Origin of the sequence: Paenibacillus sp. G2S3 (genome assembly GCF_030123105.1) — a bacterium.
Taxonomy (GTDB): Bacteria; Bacillota; Bacilli; order Paenibacillales; family Paenibacillaceae; genus Paenibacillus_AQ.
Genome location: NZ_CP126095.1, coordinates 3014589 through 3032231, shown reverse-complemented (window position 1 = coordinate 3032231; position 17643 = coordinate 3014589). Strand labels below are relative to the sequence as shown.

The window sequence follows — 17643 nt, the reverse complement described above, 5'->3', positions numbered from 1 at the left end:
AACTCAAGATCCCGCACCCTTATATCTTCTAACTCCATAGCTCCAAGCTAACAGACCAATTCCAAGGAATATAGCACCTACAACTGGTGTCATCAGAGCAAGGCTAGTCATTTCTTCACGCTGCAAGAAAAGCGCTGCTGGATATACCCCGACGAATGCAAACGGGATAATCCAAGTTAGAAGTACCTGAATAGCACGATTGTAGATCGTTACAGGGTAACGCCCATAGGTCTGAATATTGTACATTAGCGGCAGAATACCCGTTGGAGCATCCGAATAGAAAGACAATGAAGTCAATGTTGTATAAATCCCAGTATAAATTGCGACCGCACTTAACGTAAGTATGATCAGAGCCGGTATCGTCCACCATTCAAAGGGAAGTCCCAGATTGCTGCCACTGATGGCCATAATAATAATACCTATGAATGAGCCCATAAGTGCTGGTGGATCAACATTTTCCAAAAAGATCTGGAACAGATTATGTGCCGGACGTGTCAGAATACGGTCCATCTCACCTTTAACGATGTAACGCTCGCTGAATCCCCATAGATTCACAAAACAACTAAACACCCCAAAAGGCACCATAAAGAACCCATAAACGAACACTACTTCGTTCTGATTCCAGCCGCCTAGGCTATCCGTATGCATGAAGATTACTAGTATAAAGATAAAGTTTGTAGCTTGAAAGAGCAAATCTGAAATGACCTCTACCCAAAAATCTGCACGATAGGTGAGTCGGGACTTCATATAGTTTTTAATGTATTCAATTAATAATCCAAGGTAATACATGTTTCCTCAACCTCCCTGCACGAAGAGACGCTGCCGCGCCGCATGATATAACCAGACAATTGGAATCAGTAAGGCTAGGAACCAAACGATCTGAATCCCTAGTACATTCCAAATCCCAACCCCTTGCACCCGTCCTGTAAATACAGAACCTGGCAAGTAAGTAATCGCCTGAAACGGCAGCACCTTAAGTATAGAAGAGAGCCAGTCAGGAAACAGACTGATCGGCACGATCAGACCAGAGAACAGATCAACAATTACCCGTTTCATACGCATCATGCCCTCATTATTCTCAACAAAGAAAGCCGAGAGCCCAGTAATAATATTGATCTGTGAATTAATCAAAAAGCTGAAAAAGAGCATTACAAGAAAACCCGCCCAAGCAGATGGTGCTGTCGGTAATTGAACCGGGAACAACAACATCGCTATAGCCATACCAGGAATCATAAATAAGAGGAAGCGGAACATTCCCTCTCCAAGTCCTTGCATCATTTTGACTAAAACATAGTTATAAGGCCTTATAAACTGAATAGCGATACTTCCGTCTCGTATATCCGTAGAGATCTCACGGTCTAGATTATTAAAATAAAACGCGCGAGCCATCCAAGAAACTGCGACATAAGACGTCATTTGTGTTGCGGTAAAGCCCCCCAGCGAATCTCCATTTCCATAGATGGCCATCCATGTGAAATAGTTAACCCCGATATTCAGTGAATAGATAAGAATACCTGAGTAGTAGTTAATCCGATAAGCAAGCATGGTAAGGAACCGGATGCGTATAAAATCTAAGTACGCCCCAAATAGTAATCTACGACTATTCTCTGGAGGACCACCTGAAGATGAACCTCCTGAGGTCGAAGACATTGCTGTTGCAGTATTAAGCTTATCAGACATGTAAAGCCTCTCTTTCATCCTTCAGAGCGGCTGCCATTTCATCTGGTTTGTCCGCAGACCCGGATTGATAAATACTACGAACAATATCGTCTGTATTGGTCTCAATGATTTTGATATCAGTAATGTCGGCTTTCCCTACTACCCGTCCCAAAACATCGGATACATTTATATCCAGCGGTATCCAAACCGATGCTCCAAGATCGTTCTCTGCAGACCAAGTAACCGGCATCCCTTCAGTCCAAAGCTCAAGCAATTGCCGTTTCGTTGCATTTCCGAATTGAAATTGAACTTCACGTCCAGTTCCCCAGCGCTGTTTCAGATCTTCTAGTCCGCCGTCATAAATAATTCGACCATCGTCAAGCATAATCACCCGCGAGCAAAGGGCTTCAATATCTTGCAGGTCATGTGTAGTCAACAGTATGGTTGTTCCATGCTCACGGTTCATATCTTTAAGGAATTCACGGATCTCTGACTTCACCACAATATCTAAGCCAATGGTTGGCTCATCCAGAAATACAATCGATGGATTATGAAGTAATGCTGCGACTAATTCACAACGCATCCGCTGACCGAGACTGAGCTTACGAACAGGACGATTCAGTAGTTCTTGCAGCTGCAATCTTTCGACCAATTCATCCAGCCGTTTCTTGAAGTCTTGTTCAGATACCCGGTATACCTTGCGCAGCAGCTGGAAGGATTCAATCACCCCGATGTCCCACCATAGCTGGCTGCGTTGCCCGAACACCACACCGATATTTTTCACGAATTTCTCGCGCTCCAAATAAGGAACATAACCACCTACCGTAAGATTTCCTGAAGTTGGTACGAGAATACCCGTGAGCATTTTGATCGTGGTTGATTTTCCAGCACCGTTCTCGCCGATATAACCACATATTTCACCTTCGGGAATGGAAAAGGAAATATCCTTCACAGCAGTTACTTCCGTATACTCCCTTTTAAACAAATCAGCGAAGGCCCCTTTGAGACCTTCGCGGTTTTTTTGTACTTTGAATGTTTTGCGTAAGTCTTGTACTTGAATAGCAGTCATATTGTACCTCACTAAGCTTAATGTTGGGTTCCAGTAACCCATTATAATTGAAGAAGTGCAAAAGCACTACCTCAATTTTTACTTAGCCAGTCTTCCTACAATTGGATTCGCTTCTTTCACTGCCTCTAAATGTCCTGAACGAGCCACTTTGGTACGTAAGTATTTCTCGTTAAAAGAAGATACATCTCCCCACAGCGCTACTCTTTTCACAGCATTCATTCCTGCAGCCTTGAGAGCTTCCAGTTTCTTCGGATTGTTCGTAATTAACGTGACTGGTTTATGACGTAGATGTTGTAGAACGCTAATCGCTTCTTCATAATTTCTTGAATCATCAACAAAACCCAGCTCTAAATTAGCCTCAACTGTATCGTATCCTTCTTCTTGTAAAAGATACGCTAAAGATTTGCTAAACAGTCCAATGCCTCTACCCTCATGGTTAGCAAGATAGAATAACGCACCTGAACCGTGTTCGACGATCATTTTCATGGACTGATGCAGTTGGAAGCCACAATCACAACGTTTACTGCCAAAAATATCGCCGGTATGACAAATGCTGTGCATCCGAATCAAGGCTTCATCTGAACCTTCGAAATCACCATATACTAAAACACTGGATTGCTGACCATCTGCGAGGCTCATGGATGGTAACTTTGAAATCAAAGCGGCGGTTGCTTCACTATTATCACCAAGAAGCTCTACATCCGTCGTGTTTAGCCAGTTGTACCATTTAAAAGTAACGGTCTCTCCGTCTAAATTCACGGGTAAAGTAATCGGTCCAACTAATATATTTGTACTGTTTTCTAAAGGAATTCGAGTAATTTTATTTTGTAGGATAGAAATAATATCTGGTTTAATCATGGGTACACCTTCCTCAATGTCCATCGATGCTTAGCAATAGCTAAACTTAAGGATCGAATATTAGTTAAAATATAAGTAACTATTTGTAAGTAAGTTTATCATTGTAATATAACTTCGTCAAGTTATAATATATCTTTAAATATTTATAATTACTTTATGTAAGTTTATGATATAATGAATGTCGAGGTGATATTATGAATGATTTCAACATGTGTCCTCGCTTTGAAAAAGCGGTAGACTTGCTAAGTAAACGTTGGGTCGCGCTGATCGTATTCGTGCTTATGCCAGGTCCACGTCGTTTTGGCGAAATTGAAAGCTGTCTTTCCAATCTAAGTGGCAAGGTATTATCTGACCGACTAAAAGAGATGGAAATCGAAGGTATTATTGAGCGAACCGTATATCCAGAAATGCCAGTACGTATTGAGTACTCACTTACTCCAAAAGGTACAGCGTTGGCTCCTATACTTGGTGAAATTGGAAATTGGTCTACGGACTGGATTGAGCTTGGTGTTACAAATTAATCCGGCTAATACTAACTTGAAGAGCCCTTTTTGTTCCGTAAATCCGGCAACAAAAAGGGCATTTTAAGTTCTTCGATGTATTGTTAAACTGCTACAGATCCTTCCGTTGAAAACGATACAATCCGATTAAGAACGCGAATAGTGTATAGAAGATCGCATAGACGATAAAGGTATTAGATGGGACTGAGGTGAAGTTATCTAATCCAAATAGACGATTGGAAGCATTAAACATCCCGTTCATTTCGTTAATACTAAACAGTTCAGCAGTCATTCTGCGCTGTAGCCCATCTACAGGCATAAGTAAGGACATTATACCCGTCATATTATTTAGAGTGCTAAGTGCTTCGGGCTCAGATAATAAAGAACTACTTACCTTATCAATCATTCCTCCTAGCCATCCTGCCCCATAAAGCATCGTCATAAAGACTCCATTTCCAAGGGCCGAGAAGAATCCTGAACCCAGCATAGAAACAGTTATTAGCAACGGTACGATGGAAGAAAAGAGCAGAAATGATTTGAATAACGCTAATCCATCTCTTGGAACTGCGGCATGGGCTTGCGTAATTAGCAATATAGAAATAAATAAGATAAGCGCATAGCCTATTCCCAGTGTTACATAACCTAGCCAGCGACCTGCATACCATTTCCAGCGTGGAATGGGTCTTGGAAGCAGGGCTTGCATCACTCCCTGCTCTGCCTCACCTGAAATGGCGGAGAATGAACTAAAAATAGCTAAAAAAGCAATTACAAAGGCTCCGAAGAAAAATCCAAACGATAAAATAAATAAACCATTTGTAAAACGAATAAGAAGTTCTTCTCCGCTAGGAATACTTGATCCGTGAGACATAGAACTTTGCCCGATCGTACCCGCAATGAACCAAAACCCAATAAGAAAGACCACGGTCATAAGTAATGTCAGCACCATTACTCTTTTGCGCAGTAGTTCCTTCCAGGTCATACCTATAATAATTCTCATTCGTGTTCACCTCTGTGGCTTAGTCCTGATACAGCATTCATAAACCACTCTTCCAGACGTTCTTGCTGACGGGAAACTTCATATAAGGTCATCCCTTGTTCGACAATTAGTGTATTTAGCCAGCCCACCTGCTCTTCACTTTCCAGCTCCGCTTCCAACCAAACCCTACTACTGTCTAAGGATTCTTCGGTATGGGAAGACACCCGGATCTGCAAGCCTGTCTGATCTTTTAGCCACGACAATAAAATAGGCGCATAGCCGCCTACTTTAAATCGCCAGCTCATACGCTTGTTTAACACCTCGGACACTTTACCATGCCGGAGAATAACTCCGTTATTCAGTAGCGCCATTCGGTCGCAAAGTACTTCAACATCCTCTAAAAGATGAGAGTTTAGAAATATCGTAACCCCTTTTTCTTTTAGATTCTGTAATATACGTCGGACTTCCTGACGTCCGATTGGATCTAGTGCCGATGAGGGCTCGTCCAAAAATACGATAGCCGGCTCATTAACAAGTGCACAAGCTAATCCCAGTCTTTGCTGCATTCCCTTAGAGTAATGCTTCACTCGGTCTCGTCCACGCTTACCAATCCCAACCTCATCAAGAAGTTGTGGAATTCTCTTATCTGCTACAGACCGCTGCATTCCGCATAATCTTGCATGAAGCCTTACAACCTCCTCACCCGTCAGCCATTCCTGATAACGATACAATTCCGGCAAATATCCGATAACTGATTTAGCTTCCGTTGAACCAATTTTATGACCGAACAGACTCGCACTGCCACTTGATGGATGAATAAGACCTACTAGCATTTTTACAAAGGTGCTTTTACCTGCACCGTTAGGGCCGAGGAAGCCAAAGGCTTCCCCTTTCCCTACAGTAATAGTTACATCTCGACAACCGCGCCCGTTATCATATTCTTTAGTTAGGGACTTGGCTTCTATTGCTGCGGTACTCATGATTCAATCAGCTCCTGAACCTTGGTCATAAGCTTCTCTTTACTCGAATAGAGCTCACCTGACAAATTGAATAGCTGTCCATCCTGAATCCATGTAGCTTGATATACAGGACCGCGGCTGTATTCATAATTGTCAACAATAACCAAAGTATCACCCACAGTTATTTGCTCCGTATTTTCTCCAGCGATTAACGGCATTGGGATTTCTCCGGATAAGACCCGGCTTTGCATTAAGCTAGTCTTCAAGTAATCTGGCAGCAGCGGAAAATTTACAACAGCTTCCAAAGCTTCTTCCACTTTAATAGAAGGATCAACGTTAAGTACAGGTGTATTCATCTGCGACAGACTTGCCCAGTGCGTTTCGTCTGACGAGAGATTGTAATTCACAATTTCTGGGATATGAAGTGTAATTGGTTTGCCGTCAATCGATTCGGGCAGCAAATGCTCTGCTCCAATTTTTTTTAAGGCTTTGTTCACTTCGTCAACCTTAAGATTAAGCGTGATGTCTTGTGAAGCACCTACCGTAACTGTATTCTTCCCTTCCCCTAAAGCAGCATTTTTCGCTGGATAGCCTAGGGTTGCCTTCAGCTCATCTGCAGGCAACTCACCAATATAAGCCCCGCTAGCGTTTGTAAACTCACCGAATTGATTAATTGATCGATTGAGTTCACCGTCTTCAGCGACTTGTGTAAAAATATTACGCAGATCACTCTCGTGTACAACCGTAACCTGTTCCATCCGGAACTGATTCAGAAGGGATGCCATTGCTGTATTGCCTATCGGAGTCGCGAGTATGACTGCAAAAACAGCTACACTTGCTACAACTGCTCCAAACTTACGGCGACGGTTCATACGCAATCTACGCGGACGTTTTACTTGCTTATCATGGGTTGCTACAAGTATGTCCTGTACTACCGTTGGTGTTGACTCTGATTCAACACTCTCTACTTTTGCTGGCTGACTAAAGTTAATAGCATCCTCAGTATTAGTCTCCGTATTTTGACTCCATTTTGCCCATTGAGGATTATAAGACTCTTTCTCTAACTTGCTCTGCAGCTTGGCCCAGGCTTCATCTGTACTTTGCTTATCTTTATCTTGCTTTCCTGAATAATTAGTCATTATTGTACCTCCTGAATTAAAAGATTACTTCGTAGCTGCTCTTCGAGTAATGTCTACTTTGTCTGGGGTATCGCCTTCGTTGCATTTTGTCTTAGTTTCTCTGTCGCTCGGTGTAGCAAGGTTCCTACTACTGGAGGTCTTATTCCAAGCTCTCCCGCGATTTCCACATAACTGTAACCAGAGTACCGAAGGAGAAGCGCTTGTCTATCTCTTTCAGGCAGTTCATTCAGCCAGATGTGTACATCCTCTTGATCCAGCTTGTTAATAATAATTTCTTCACCCGAGGGGGGTGATTCACTGGCATCATATAGCTGCTCTTGTTTATTTTGCAGCCGCCGTTCCCTCGCTTTTTTGTCCAGATAATCATATCCAATGCGGGTAAGGACTCTATGAAGCCAGGCACCCAGCGCTGCTGGATCATCTGGTGGATTGCGGTACAATCTCAAAAAAACTTCTTGAGCCAAATCATCTGCTGCCGATTCATCGCGTACTAAAGCGGTCAGCTTACGTTTGACAACAGGATAATGTTCATAAAATATTGTTTTAAAAATTTCGGATTCCGGAATTGCCATCGTGTAAATCCTCCTTATCAGCTGCAGCTATAAGTAAGACGACTGTCAGTACATTTTTGTATCAGAATTCTTCAGAATTATCATAACCCATCTTAAAACATACAAAAAGACAGCCCCTAATTAATAAGGTAACTGTCTTCATTATTTGTCATACCTATCTATTTTGATCCCAATTATCGAATTCGAATATAACGGTTAAGAATCTTCTTGGACAATATATTCCGCTCCAGCTTAAGCTCTAGCAGCTGTTCTTTCCAATGTAACACTTCATCTGATTCTTCATTCTTACGGAGCTTCTCAAACAATTTCATGATCAATATGTTAACGGAATCAAACTGTGACCATAATTCTATCACACTTTCTTCTTGAACCTGAGGTTCCTCCGATACTGTGTTAAGATTCTTTAAACTCTCTATGATGTCAGCCTGCCACTGTCCATCGTTAATTGCTTTGGCATAATTTAAAAGGTCCAGATAATCGTCGACTGACATATGTACCGACTCCTTCGCATGTTTATACCAAGTATTATACTAGGTATTGTGTATATTGCAACACTTTCCCTATAAGTATACAAAAAAACAAGGGCTAGTATGCGGACTAGCCCTTGCTAATAAACTTAAACGGAGTATGTTAAGTTATAATAACTTCTCGATTTCTTCTTTGTATTGCTCCGATTTCGGACCAAATACGATTTGTACAGCACCTTGACCAAGTCTCATTACACCTGAAGCGCCGAGTTGCTTCAGTGCGGAATCTTTAACAGCTTTGTCGTCTTTAACGATAAGACGTAGGCGTGTAATACAAGCGTCGATATTCTCGATGTTTGAAGGTCCACCGATGTGCTCAAGAATTTGAGCAGCCTTGGAAGAAGCAGCTGAACCTGTTCCGTTACCTCCAGTTGGTGCTACAAGTGCATCATCATCATCTTCTCGACCCGGGGTCTTAAGCTTGAACTTCGTGATGATAAAGCGGAACAACACGTAGTACAGAACGAAGAAGCACAGACCAACAGGGATAAGAATCCATGCATTAGTGGATAGCTTCATGTTCACTAGGTAGTCAATCAAACCAGCCGAGAAGCCGAAACCAAGCTTAACATCTAGAATGTACATTAACGCCATAGAGAAACCAGTAAGTAAAGCATGCACTAAGTACAACACTGGTGCCAAGAACATAAAGGAGAACTCAAGTGGTTCTGTAATCCCTGTTAAGAAAGAAGCGATGGCAGAACCGATGAAGATGGAAGCAACCATTTTACGTTTTTCCGGCTTAGCAGTATGAATAAATGCAAGTGCTGCACCTGGAAGCGCAAACATCATAATTGGGAAGAATCCAGTCATAAACATTCCAGCCGTTTTGTCTCCAGCGAAGAAACGATACAAGTCACCATGTACCAATTCACCCGCTGCATTCGTAAAGTCACCAATTTGGAACCAAGCTATCGTATTAAGTACGTGATGAAGTCCAATCGGAATCAATAAGCGGTTAGCTGTACCAAAGATGAAAGCTCCTACAGCTCCCAAAGATACAACCCAGTTTCCGAAATCACTAATTACATCTTGTATAGGGCTCCAGACCATACCAATCAATACCGCAAGGACCATCGTGGATGCTGCTGTAATGATTGGAACAAAACGTTTACCTGCAAAGAAGCCAAGCCAATCTGGCATCTTTATATTATGATATTTCTTATACAGAAATGCCGCCCAAGCACCAGTTAAAATACCACCAAGTACTCCCATATTCAACTTCACATCATCATTGATGAAGGAGAACTGAAGAGGTACAACAGCCAAAATCTTGGTCAGTACCATATATGCAATTACTGCTGACAAGGCTGCTACCGCGTCCTTGGCAAATCCAATGGCGACCCCAACTGCAAAGATCAAAGCAAGATTTCCGAAGATAGCATCCGCACCGGCGTTTAGAAATGGAGCAAAATATTGGTTCAGGAATCCCCCAACTGCTGATCCTAGATGTAAATCTTTTTCATAGTCAAGCAATCCAAACCCTTGAAGAATAGCTGCCGCAGGCATAGTAGCAACTGGAAGCATAAGCGACTTACCTAATTTTTGTAGAAAAGCCAACATAACAATTTCATCCTTTCAATTCAATAGTAGTAATGCTGTATCAGCCTATTACTTTGAAGCCACTGTAAGAATCAGATCCTGTCCTGCTGTAACCTGACCATAATGTCCGTTCACTTGAGGTGGTGTTTCCTCCGTACTAGTCACGATTACAGGTGAAATTGTGTCACAGCCTGCTGCGCGAATAACGTCCAGATCAAATTCGATTAAGGTTTGACCTGCCTTCACTTGATCTCCAGAGGCAATATGACTGACAAATCCGTTGCCCTTAAGACTGACAGTATCGATTCCGATATGTAACAGCAATTGCACACCGGAGGAATGTTCCAGAATAACTGCATGACTCGATTTCACGATATGAGCAACCGTGCCATCAAAAGGAGCTTTTAGTATCCCCTCGGAAGGTCTGATCGCAATCCCGCTACCCATATGACCACCAGCAAAGGTTTCATCGGGAACCTCTGATAATGAAACAGCTTCTCCGCTGATTGGTGCCATGATTTCGATTGTATGTCCAGTATGTTTCTCTTCTTTTTTTGATTTCCATTTGGAAAACATATGCTCCACTCCTCTTAAGATGTTAGTTTTGTTTCACTAAAGTCTGAAATAATCGGTGTAAGTGCATCGCCAGGAAACACAGCTCTTCTTCCGGAATATCTACACCAAGAGATTTTTGCATCACTTTACCGAGCTTTTGAGATAACTTGTATTCCTCTTTGTATTCCTTCTTAATATGTTTCACAAAAGGATTATCTATTAGTGATCCTTTCAAAATACGTTCCAGTGAAAACCGTAAGTGGATCATTAATCGAATATGATTCATACTGCCATGCTCAAAAGTTATATTACGTTCTTGCTGAATCATGTCTAGAAGTTCACTCACGATATTAGATGCTTTTACTAGCTGACCCACCGATACATTGTTAACTGCGGAGTACACATGATAAGTAAGAAATCCAACCTCGTCTTCGGGAATTTGCACCTGAAATTCAGCATTGATCTTCTCTGATGCCTTGTAAGCGATATCAAATTCCTTCGGGAAAGACATCTTAGTTTCTTGTAAAAAAGGATTAATAATATCCATCCCGTTGCGCAGACGGTAAATGGTGAATTGAATGTGGCTCGGGAGTGCCAAATAAATCTTGTCGTTTAATTTGTCAGGAAATTGACTTTGGATATCAGCAATTATTTCATCAGTTATTTTCATCACTTTGGGATCTATGTCTTCCAGCAAAATTTGATACTGACTCCAGGATTCGCGGTCTTCTAGACGAAACAATTTCTCAATACGAGGATCGTTTCCTTCAATTACACCTGAACCTTTCACAGCAAAGCCAATGCCTTTACCGATGATGACATATTCCTTGCCGTTCTTGCTTCCCTGAACCATTACAACGTTGTTCCCAATCACACGCTGTACTTGAAATTGCTCGATCTCCCGCGACAAGCTCATCACTCCTTTCCCATATTATCGTCAATTAGGAACAAAAAAAGCCAAGAAATGTCTCATCGAGATGAAGACAATCCTTGGCTCATGCCCTTAACGGTAACACGCCACTAAAATATAAATGATCATTTATGAACATATCATAAGTCATGAACTGCTAACTCGTCAATGGTAAATTTATAAATGTCAAGCGCAGCTCCTGAACTCAAAATTCATTACTTATAAATAGCTTTCAATTTGGGGAAGCTTATCTTTAAGCTGACGAACATTGTTCTCCAGTTTTAGAATGACCTCTTCTAATTCCTTTGGATCGATGCCTCGAAGCACTGGAACTTGAATAACCTCAGTGACTTTAGTTTCTGATTTCAATTCTCGCATCTCCAGCTGCTGCTCTTGCCATTTATCCATCAGATCAGCGATCGTTGCATAAAAACGCTCGTAATCCTTGATTACGCTATCTAAAAATGTATCCACTTCCTCCGCATCGTAACCACGAAGCTTCATACTGAATTCTTTTTCATGTATGGTCAGAGCATCTAAAGTGATGCCAAGTTGGCTGAAGAGCTTGCGTTGTTTGTCTAATCGACGTTTCATATGTTCATCCATCATTTGTTACCTCCAAGTATATACTCCAATTATCCGGCAGTAACCATTATAACAGGGTGAGAGCATCCTGAAAATATAACTATAGTTCCAGTTCTAGAAGTTATCCGCAACAGCCTTGTTCAAAATACCTAAGCAGCGATCTAGGTCCGTCTTCACCTGCTTCTTATATAGCTTCGCTTTCTCTTCTCCATCAGTTGTAAAATGATATAAGACGATCTCTTGAAAATCCACCTTCGGGTCATTCCCTTTCAGCTGTTTAGTACGATATAAAATCCCTTGCTGTACCAGCTCATGCAGGGCGCGATAGATTTCGCTCTGTGGAGGGGAATATCCATGTGCCTTGAAATCTCTACGTAAATCCTCAAGCATTTGGTATCCATACCCGCGATGTTGTTCTACCATTGTTATAAGATACACCTTGATAAAAGCCCGTTGAGCAATCATAAACGCCATATAAACCCTCCTCATGTTGTATCCTTATTGGCTAATCTTACCTTCTATAACTCTAGTATAAGCACTATTTTCCAACTTTCACAACCTGAAATGTGATAGTGGGTTCACTTTTTCCGATTAGTATAGAAATTTAGTAGAGATGGATGATGAGTTTTATGTAAGTAACTAGATAGAGTTATTTTTTCACTTTTCTATTGTGAATTTTTCATATGATGAAAGTGCGGAAAACGCTATTGGACCCAGATGACCCTAAGCACTTCATTTTCCCCCTTTTGGTTTGTTAACGGCCCCCACGGACGCTATTGGCATAAAAAACAACAAAAATACAGCTATTCCTTATGAATAGCTGTATTGGAGTCCGAAACTATGCTCAAAAGGCTAAAATTTCACAAATAAGACCATCTGGGTCCGTTAGCTTCAACAGTTAATCGAGCCAGACATTAGCTGGCGAAGTTCATTGTCTATAAGTCACTCTGCTAACTTTACCGTTGGGTTATCCTAGCATCTATATCCTCTATTCCATAACGTTTCTCTCCATAAATTCATCCTTCGTCAATCCAAACAATATCAAATCATAATATCGTCCATTCGTGTAAATGACTTTTCGCCGCACGCCCTCTTGAACGCAGCCGACCTTCTCTAACATCGCTATAGAACCTTCATTGCCTTCAAGCGCACATTCATTGAATTTATTTAGCCGTCGCTCGAAAAAAGCATACTTTAAGAGGATCGTTATAGCTCTCGTTCCATATCCTTTACCTCTATGGTCTTTATCCACTTGCACACCGATACTGAACGTCCCATTTTTCTCGTCAATGCTATTTAGATTTACTCCACCAACATTTTCACCATGCAAATCTTCGATCGTAAACATTAGTCTATCGGATGAGAACTCAGCGTAGGTTTCCGCAAAATTTTTGGCTTCGGCAATGGTGGGTGGTAGTTCAACAGCACACTGTAACAGTCGCCGCGCTGGAGTATCGAATCGATTCGTATAATAGCCTTCCCAATCCCCTTCTTGTATTGATCGCAATCTAATTTGGTCATCTTTCCAGTAATAATTGCTATAATCTATCTCTCTCATTTTCTGGCCTCCAAGTAATATTGGGATAGTTTTTTTATAATAAACATTACTTTATAACCATGTAGTAAGATATAACCATTAAACGTGACTATGAAAAAATACTTTGGAAAAGAGGCTTACTTATGAGCAATTATCAATTGGTCAGCGACTATAAACATATCCAAAAATATAGAGAAAGCTTCAATGCCTTAGCTAAATCGATCTTTGGGATTGATTTTACGCCTTGGGTTGAACAAGGGGGCTGGAATGACAAGTATATTTGTTATTCCTTTATCGATAAGGATCAGGTGATAGCGAATGCGTCCATAAATAAAATGACCATTATTTTAAATCAAAAAGAGTATAACGCCATTCAAATTGGCACCGTAATGACACATCCTGATTATCGCATGCAAGGACTATCGAGAAAATTAATCGATCATATTATCGCTATGTACGAACAGGAATGTGATTTTATCTACTTATTTGCAAACGACAGTGCTTTGGACTTTTATCCTAAATTCGGGTTTGAACGCATGCAAGAAAGTAGCTTTTCGATTAACGCTTCTCATCTTAGAAATCAAACGTCTAAAACCCACTCTGTGCAGCAATTAGCAATGAATAATTCCGTTGATTTGACCATGATAAAAAAGTTCGCCGAAGAAAGAGTACCTGTGTCCTCTATACTCAGCGTTATAAACAATGAACATCAGCTGCTGTTTTATTTTATCCTTCCTTTCCATGATTCTTTTTACTATATTGAAGAAGCCGACGTCGTAGTGATCTTTAGACATGAGGATCATCAGCTTCATATTTTTGATATTATCAGTACTAAAAGTATAGATATTAACGCTATATTGAATAGCATTATTTCTCCTGAAACTGAGGCTATACATTTTTATTTCACACCAGATTATGCCCTAGATCACATGAAGGCAGAATTAATTCCCCAGAGTGAGGATACGTTATTTGTGCGTCCATTTTTAACAGAACTACCTAAACAATTCATGTTTCCCATAACTTCACATGGCTAGATAGGATGAGAAAGGCTGCCATCCGGCAGCCCTTTTATTAAAAAACGTGGCGTTTATGCTTGATCGTTCACAGGAATATACATACTCTGTATCTCTTGTACTCCAGGAACAAATCCCAGATTTAAATAAACAGACTCCGCATCATTACCTTCCATGACATATAATCTAAGGAAAGGATATTTATCTTTAAGGAGATTGAGTCCTCTTTTCAACATCAATGTCGCTATCCCTTTACCTCTATAAGAAGGGATTACACCGATGCTGTAAACTGCTGCGTAATCGCCTTGTAAACCCAAGAGACAATTCGCAATTAACTGTCCCGATTTCCTATCATACACAAGCGTTGACGCCGTAAGTAATGCTTCATTAGTATAATTCGGTTCTTCACTAGGAATAAAATCTTCATAAGAGAAGTGTTTTCTTCTAGTCGCCTCAAGACTTCCATCAAAGCTTGCATAGTTACACTCGGCGATCTGATCTTCAAGAATAAAGCGTTTAGCTCCTTTTCCATCATCTTCGATCTGTGGACTTTCAATTCTAAATTCTTCGTTCCATTCCACCTCGAAATGATCTGTAGGACGCTGCATCCAGCGACATCTGAACTCATCAGGCCAAAATCCTGCCCGCGCAAATAAATGAACTTGATCCGGTAGAACCTCGAAGGTTTTTATAGGCTCCGTTCGGTCAGACCAATAGATCAAAAGCCTTTTTAGAAGTTTAAGCACCACAAATGTATCGTTAAACGGTGGAATAACAAATAAATGATAAATCCGATTAGGCGACATCCTTACTCCACCTATTTTAGACTCCCCTTGATAGATCCAAAAAGCATTCCTTTGGGCAGAATTGAACCCATCTTCTCTAAAAAATCCAATATATTGAATATTATAATAAATGGAGCAATACACTCCCCACTCTTCCGATTCAGCCTTACGAATTGAATAATCATTACTTAAATCATAAGATATTTCATCCACAGACCATCCCATTAATTGCATGTACAATTCCTCCTCGTTGCTACTTCACCTTCTATCTTTCATAGTATCACTTCTTTAAGTAAATGATTGGTAATAAACACTTATAATGATTATTTACTAAACTTCAGCAATTGTTGTTCTCTGATCATAGAAACGGCTTGCACACGATTTTTAACATCTAATTTCTGATATATATTGTGAATGTATCTTTTGACGGTTCCTGGAGAAAGGAATAAACGACTTGCAATTTCATCATTAGAAAGTCCTTCGACAATGTAATACATGAGCTCTTGCTCTCTTTTTGTAAAGTGGAACTGTATCGAAGAATCCGTCGCTCTTATAGCCTTAGAATTGATGTTATTTAACGGCTCCAGCTTATAAGCCTGAAGTAAATGATTGACATAATCATAACCAGATGCTGCGCTCCGATCTGATAAATAGCGTTGCAGCAACCGTATGAGTGGCACGCCTTCATCCAGAAAAATTCGGATATAACCCTCTGGCTCAGCAAGCTCAAAGGCCTGTTCTAAAGCCTTATACGCAAGACTATCCTTACTTAGGCTTTCATAAGACACGGCAAGTAGCAACAAAACCTCTATCTGACTGCCGATTCGATCTGTTCGTCTAGCCTCACTTAGCAGCTTGTTAAGCCAAGGGATCGCTTCAGTAAACGCTTGACGTGCCATCAGTATACGCGCGAGCGTGATTTGTTCATATTCCCGAGTGACATTAGGCTTATCGGTCGAACTAATATGACTTTTCGCAAGCCATTCTTCCCCACTATTCACAAGACCTTGTGAGAGTAAATTCCGAATATGTGCAGCCTCGAGCAACCTTTCCCAGCGTGGGAATGATGTGTTTCAGTTCTTTTATAGCAGTTTGCAATGTGTCTATCGCTTCTTCACCGTGACCCAAAGCTTTTAGAATTTTCGATTGTAAAATAACCCCTGGCACCCATACGCTAACTTGATCCGAGGAATTACACATGACTAGCGCTTTGTCCACTTGGACTCCAGCATCATCAAGACGGTTCCATTCATAAAATAAATCCGACAAAAATAGAAACCCATGTCCTTGTAATGCAAAATGAATCAATGCTCTTCTTTCCTCAGATGTTGAGACTTTAGCTGATAAATAAGCCATCTTCTTTAATCTTCCACCGAATCCTATCGGGCCACGTAGTAAAAGGGCTTCCCCTACATTCACTACCTTTACTATAGAAGCAAGTCTTTCTATACCTTCTCTGTTCTGATCCAACAGTTCAATGAACGTATCTACGCCCCCCTGATAAAAGGCAATAGAAGCACGATAAAGATCCAATCGCATTTGAATTAGAGCTTGTTCTTTTTCTGGAATTAAGAATTCCTCTTCCATGAATCCCTCGACCTTGTGTAAAAAGCGTTTGGCATCATCTGTTCGTCCAGAAACAGCCATCGACTCCGCTTGAAAATAGAACAGGTCAGGATGTATGATCATATTCTTCATAGGCAACATGTCCAGTAATTCTAGCAATATAGATTCATCGCCATTTTTAATAATCGAATTAAAATGTCGATCCATACAGGACGCAGCAAGCGCATAGTCCTTTGCTTCAAACGCATGCTGGATGGCTTCCAAGGCTAATCCTTCTTTGTCGTACCAAATTGCTGCTCTTCTATGTAGGTTTGCAATTACTGCTGAATTCATTTTTTTGTATAATCTTGTTTTTAACATTTCTACGAATAGATGATGATACCGGAACCACGATCTATTGTCATCTAACGGTATGATAAAAAGACGCGCTTCTTCAGCCTCTTGTAATAGAATCTCCGCATCGGATTGATCCATCACAGCTGCTGCCCATCCTTCTGTCTTTTGCTCGAGTAATACTAACTCTTCCGACGTAAGCTGATCTCTCAAGGATTGAGTCTGAAGTTCATCCATTTCGTCAAACGTAAACCTCAGGTCGTCATGGCTCAGTTCAAGTAACTCTTGTTGAACTCTTAGGCGGGACAAAGCGAGCGGCGGGAGGGTTCTACTCAATATTACAAGCTTCACATTCGCTGGGAGATGCCCAATGAAAAAGCCCATACTCTCATGAATCGATTGATTGGTAATCGTATGATAATCATCCACAATGAGTGTAATTGCACCTGGAAGGGAATAAAGTTCATTCAATAGAAGTGATATTGCAGTCTACTGAACCATCACGAACAGACTGGAGGAACAATTCGAATCGACTTAAGAAGGGCGAAGCGATTCTCT

20 protein-coding genes are annotated in these 17643 nt (G+C 41.0%); 2 read left to right on the top strand and 18 right to left on the bottom strand.

The genetic code is table 11. The features are described 5' to 3' along the window. Nucleotides 1–3 precede the first annotated feature (3 nt). The 4 genes from QNH28_RS13235 to QNH28_RS13220 all read right to left on the bottom strand — a co-directional run bounded on the left by QNH28_RS13235 (nucleotide 4) and on the right by QNH28_RS13220 (nucleotide 3586). Nucleotides 4–789: an ABC transporter permease gene (locus tag QNH28_RS13235; RefSeq protein ID WP_036686696.1), complete on the bottom strand. Its 786-nt coding sequence runs from the start codon at nucleotides 787–789 to the stop codon at nucleotides 4–6. A gap of 6 nt (nucleotides 790–795) precedes the next feature. Beyond that, nucleotides 796–1545 carry an ABC transporter permease gene (locus QNH28_RS13230; RefSeq protein WP_042193809.1) on the bottom strand — a complete coding sequence of 250 codons (750 nt, stop codon included), beginning with the start codon at nucleotides 1543–1545 and terminating at the stop codon, nucleotides 796–798. A gap of 127 nt (nucleotides 1546–1672) precedes the next feature. Next, nucleotides 1673–2728, bottom strand: a complete 1056-nt coding sequence (locus tag QNH28_RS13225) for an ABC transporter ATP-binding protein (protein ID WP_283911747.1) — start codon at nucleotides 2726–2728, stop codon at nucleotides 1673–1675. 78 nt (nucleotides 2729–2806) lie between these two features. Next, complete coding sequence (locus QNH28_RS13220; RefSeq protein ID WP_283911746.1) at nucleotides 2807–3586, bottom strand: GTP cyclohydrolase II; 780 nt, start codon at nucleotides 3584–3586, stop codon at nucleotides 2807–2809. Between the two features lie 194 nt (nucleotides 3587–3780). Between QNH28_RS13220 and QNH28_RS13215 the strand changes: the two genes are divergently transcribed. Beyond that, nucleotides 3781–4107, top strand: coding sequence for a catDE operon transcriptional regulator CatR (locus QNH28_RS13215; RefSeq protein WP_042127276.1), 327 nt, complete (start codon nucleotides 3781–3783; stop codon nucleotides 4105–4107). A gap of 91 nt (nucleotides 4108–4198) precedes the next feature. Here the strand turns inward: QNH28_RS13215 and QNH28_RS13210 are convergent, their stop codons facing one another. The 11 genes from QNH28_RS13210 to QNH28_RS13160 form a co-directional block, all read right to left on the bottom strand. Then, nucleotides 4199–5083: an ABC transporter permease subunit gene (locus QNH28_RS13210; protein WP_283911745.1), complete on the bottom strand. Its 885-nt coding sequence runs from the start codon at nucleotides 5081–5083 to the stop codon at nucleotides 4199–4201. Beyond that, entirely contained in the window at nucleotides 5080–6042 is a 963-nt protein-coding gene (locus QNH28_RS13205) for an ABC transporter ATP-binding protein (RefSeq protein ID WP_283911744.1), read from the bottom strand. Before QNH28_RS13205 ends, QNH28_RS13210 begins: the two co-directional genes overlap by 4 nt. Continuing rightward, nucleotides 6039–7160: a hypothetical protein gene (locus QNH28_RS13200; RefSeq protein ID WP_283911743.1), complete on the bottom strand. Its 1122-nt coding sequence runs from the start codon at nucleotides 7158–7160 to the stop codon at nucleotides 6039–6041. Before QNH28_RS13200 ends, QNH28_RS13205 begins: the two co-directional genes overlap by 4 nt. 53 nt (nucleotides 7161–7213) lie before the next feature. Continuing rightward, nucleotides 7214–7732, bottom strand: a complete 519-nt coding sequence (locus tag QNH28_RS13195; protein ID WP_283911742.1) for a sigma-70 family RNA polymerase sigma factor — start codon at nucleotides 7730–7732, stop codon at nucleotides 7214–7216. A gap of 173 nt (nucleotides 7733–7905) precedes the next feature. After that, the gene (locus tag QNH28_RS13190) at nucleotides 7906–8223 is read right to left on the bottom strand and encodes a hypothetical protein (protein ID WP_283911741.1); all 318 of its coding nucleotides are present in this window, start codon (nucleotides 8221–8223) and stop codon (nucleotides 7906–7908) included. Nucleotides 8224–8367: 144 nt separating this feature from the next. Next, nucleotides 8368–9822, bottom strand: coding sequence for an N-acetylglucosamine-specific PTS transporter subunit IIBC (gene nagE / locus QNH28_RS13185; protein ID WP_283911740.1), 1455 nt, complete (start codon nucleotides 9820–9822; stop codon nucleotides 8368–8370). 48 nt (nucleotides 9823–9870) lie between these two features. Continuing rightward, nucleotides 9871–10377, bottom strand: coding sequence for a PTS sugar transporter subunit IIA (locus tag QNH28_RS13180; RefSeq protein ID WP_283911739.1), 507 nt, complete (start codon nucleotides 10375–10377; stop codon nucleotides 9871–9873). A 22-nt stretch (nucleotides 10378–10399) separates the two neighbouring features. Further along, complete coding sequence (locus tag QNH28_RS13175; protein WP_076286418.1) at nucleotides 10400–11272, bottom strand: PRD domain-containing protein; 873 nt, start codon at nucleotides 11270–11272, stop codon at nucleotides 10400–10402. 213 nt (nucleotides 11273–11485) lie between these two features. Next, complete coding sequence (locus QNH28_RS13170; protein ID WP_283912139.1) at nucleotides 11486–11872, bottom strand: DivIVA domain-containing protein; 387 nt, start codon at nucleotides 11870–11872, stop codon at nucleotides 11486–11488. A gap of 93 nt (nucleotides 11873–11965) precedes the next feature. Then, nucleotides 11966–12325 carry a replication termination protein gene (locus tag QNH28_RS13165; protein ID WP_042187753.1) on the bottom strand — a complete coding sequence of 120 codons (360 nt, stop codon included), beginning with the start codon at nucleotides 12323–12325 and terminating at the stop codon, nucleotides 11966–11968. 514 nt (nucleotides 12326–12839) lie between these two features. Next, nucleotides 12840–13409, bottom strand: a complete 570-nt coding sequence (locus QNH28_RS13160) for a GNAT family N-acetyltransferase (RefSeq protein ID WP_283911738.1) — start codon at nucleotides 13407–13409, stop codon at nucleotides 12840–12842. A 122-nt stretch (nucleotides 13410–13531) separates the two neighbouring features. Between QNH28_RS13160 and QNH28_RS13155 the strand changes: the two genes are divergently transcribed. Further along, nucleotides 13532–14422, top strand: a complete 891-nt coding sequence (locus tag QNH28_RS13155) for a GNAT family N-acetyltransferase (RefSeq protein ID WP_283911737.1) — start codon at nucleotides 13532–13534, stop codon at nucleotides 14420–14422. Nucleotides 14423–14475: 53 nt separating this feature from the next. Here QNH28_RS13155 and QNH28_RS13150 read toward each other — a convergent pair whose 3' ends face one another. The 3 genes from QNH28_RS13150 to QNH28_RS13140 all read right to left on the bottom strand — a co-directional run bounded on the left by QNH28_RS13150 (nucleotide 14476) and on the right by QNH28_RS13140 (nucleotide 17556). After that, nucleotides 14476–15420 (bottom strand): GNAT family N-acetyltransferase, encoded by a 945-nt coding sequence (locus QNH28_RS13150; protein WP_283911736.1) that lies wholly within the window; start codon nucleotides 15418–15420, stop codon nucleotides 14476–14478. Between the two features lie 89 nt (nucleotides 15421–15509). Next, nucleotides 15510–16187: a LuxR C-terminal-related transcriptional regulator gene (locus QNH28_RS13145; RefSeq protein WP_283911735.1), complete on the bottom strand. Its 678-nt coding sequence runs from the start codon at nucleotides 16185–16187 to the stop codon at nucleotides 15510–15512. Further along, nucleotides 16180–17556: a winged helix-turn-helix domain-containing protein gene (locus QNH28_RS13140; protein WP_283911734.1), complete on the bottom strand. Its 1377-nt coding sequence runs from the start codon at nucleotides 17554–17556 to the stop codon at nucleotides 16180–16182. The genes QNH28_RS13145 and QNH28_RS13140 overlap by 8 nt, the downstream gene beginning before the upstream one ends. Nucleotides 17557–17643 lie beyond the last annotated feature (87 nt).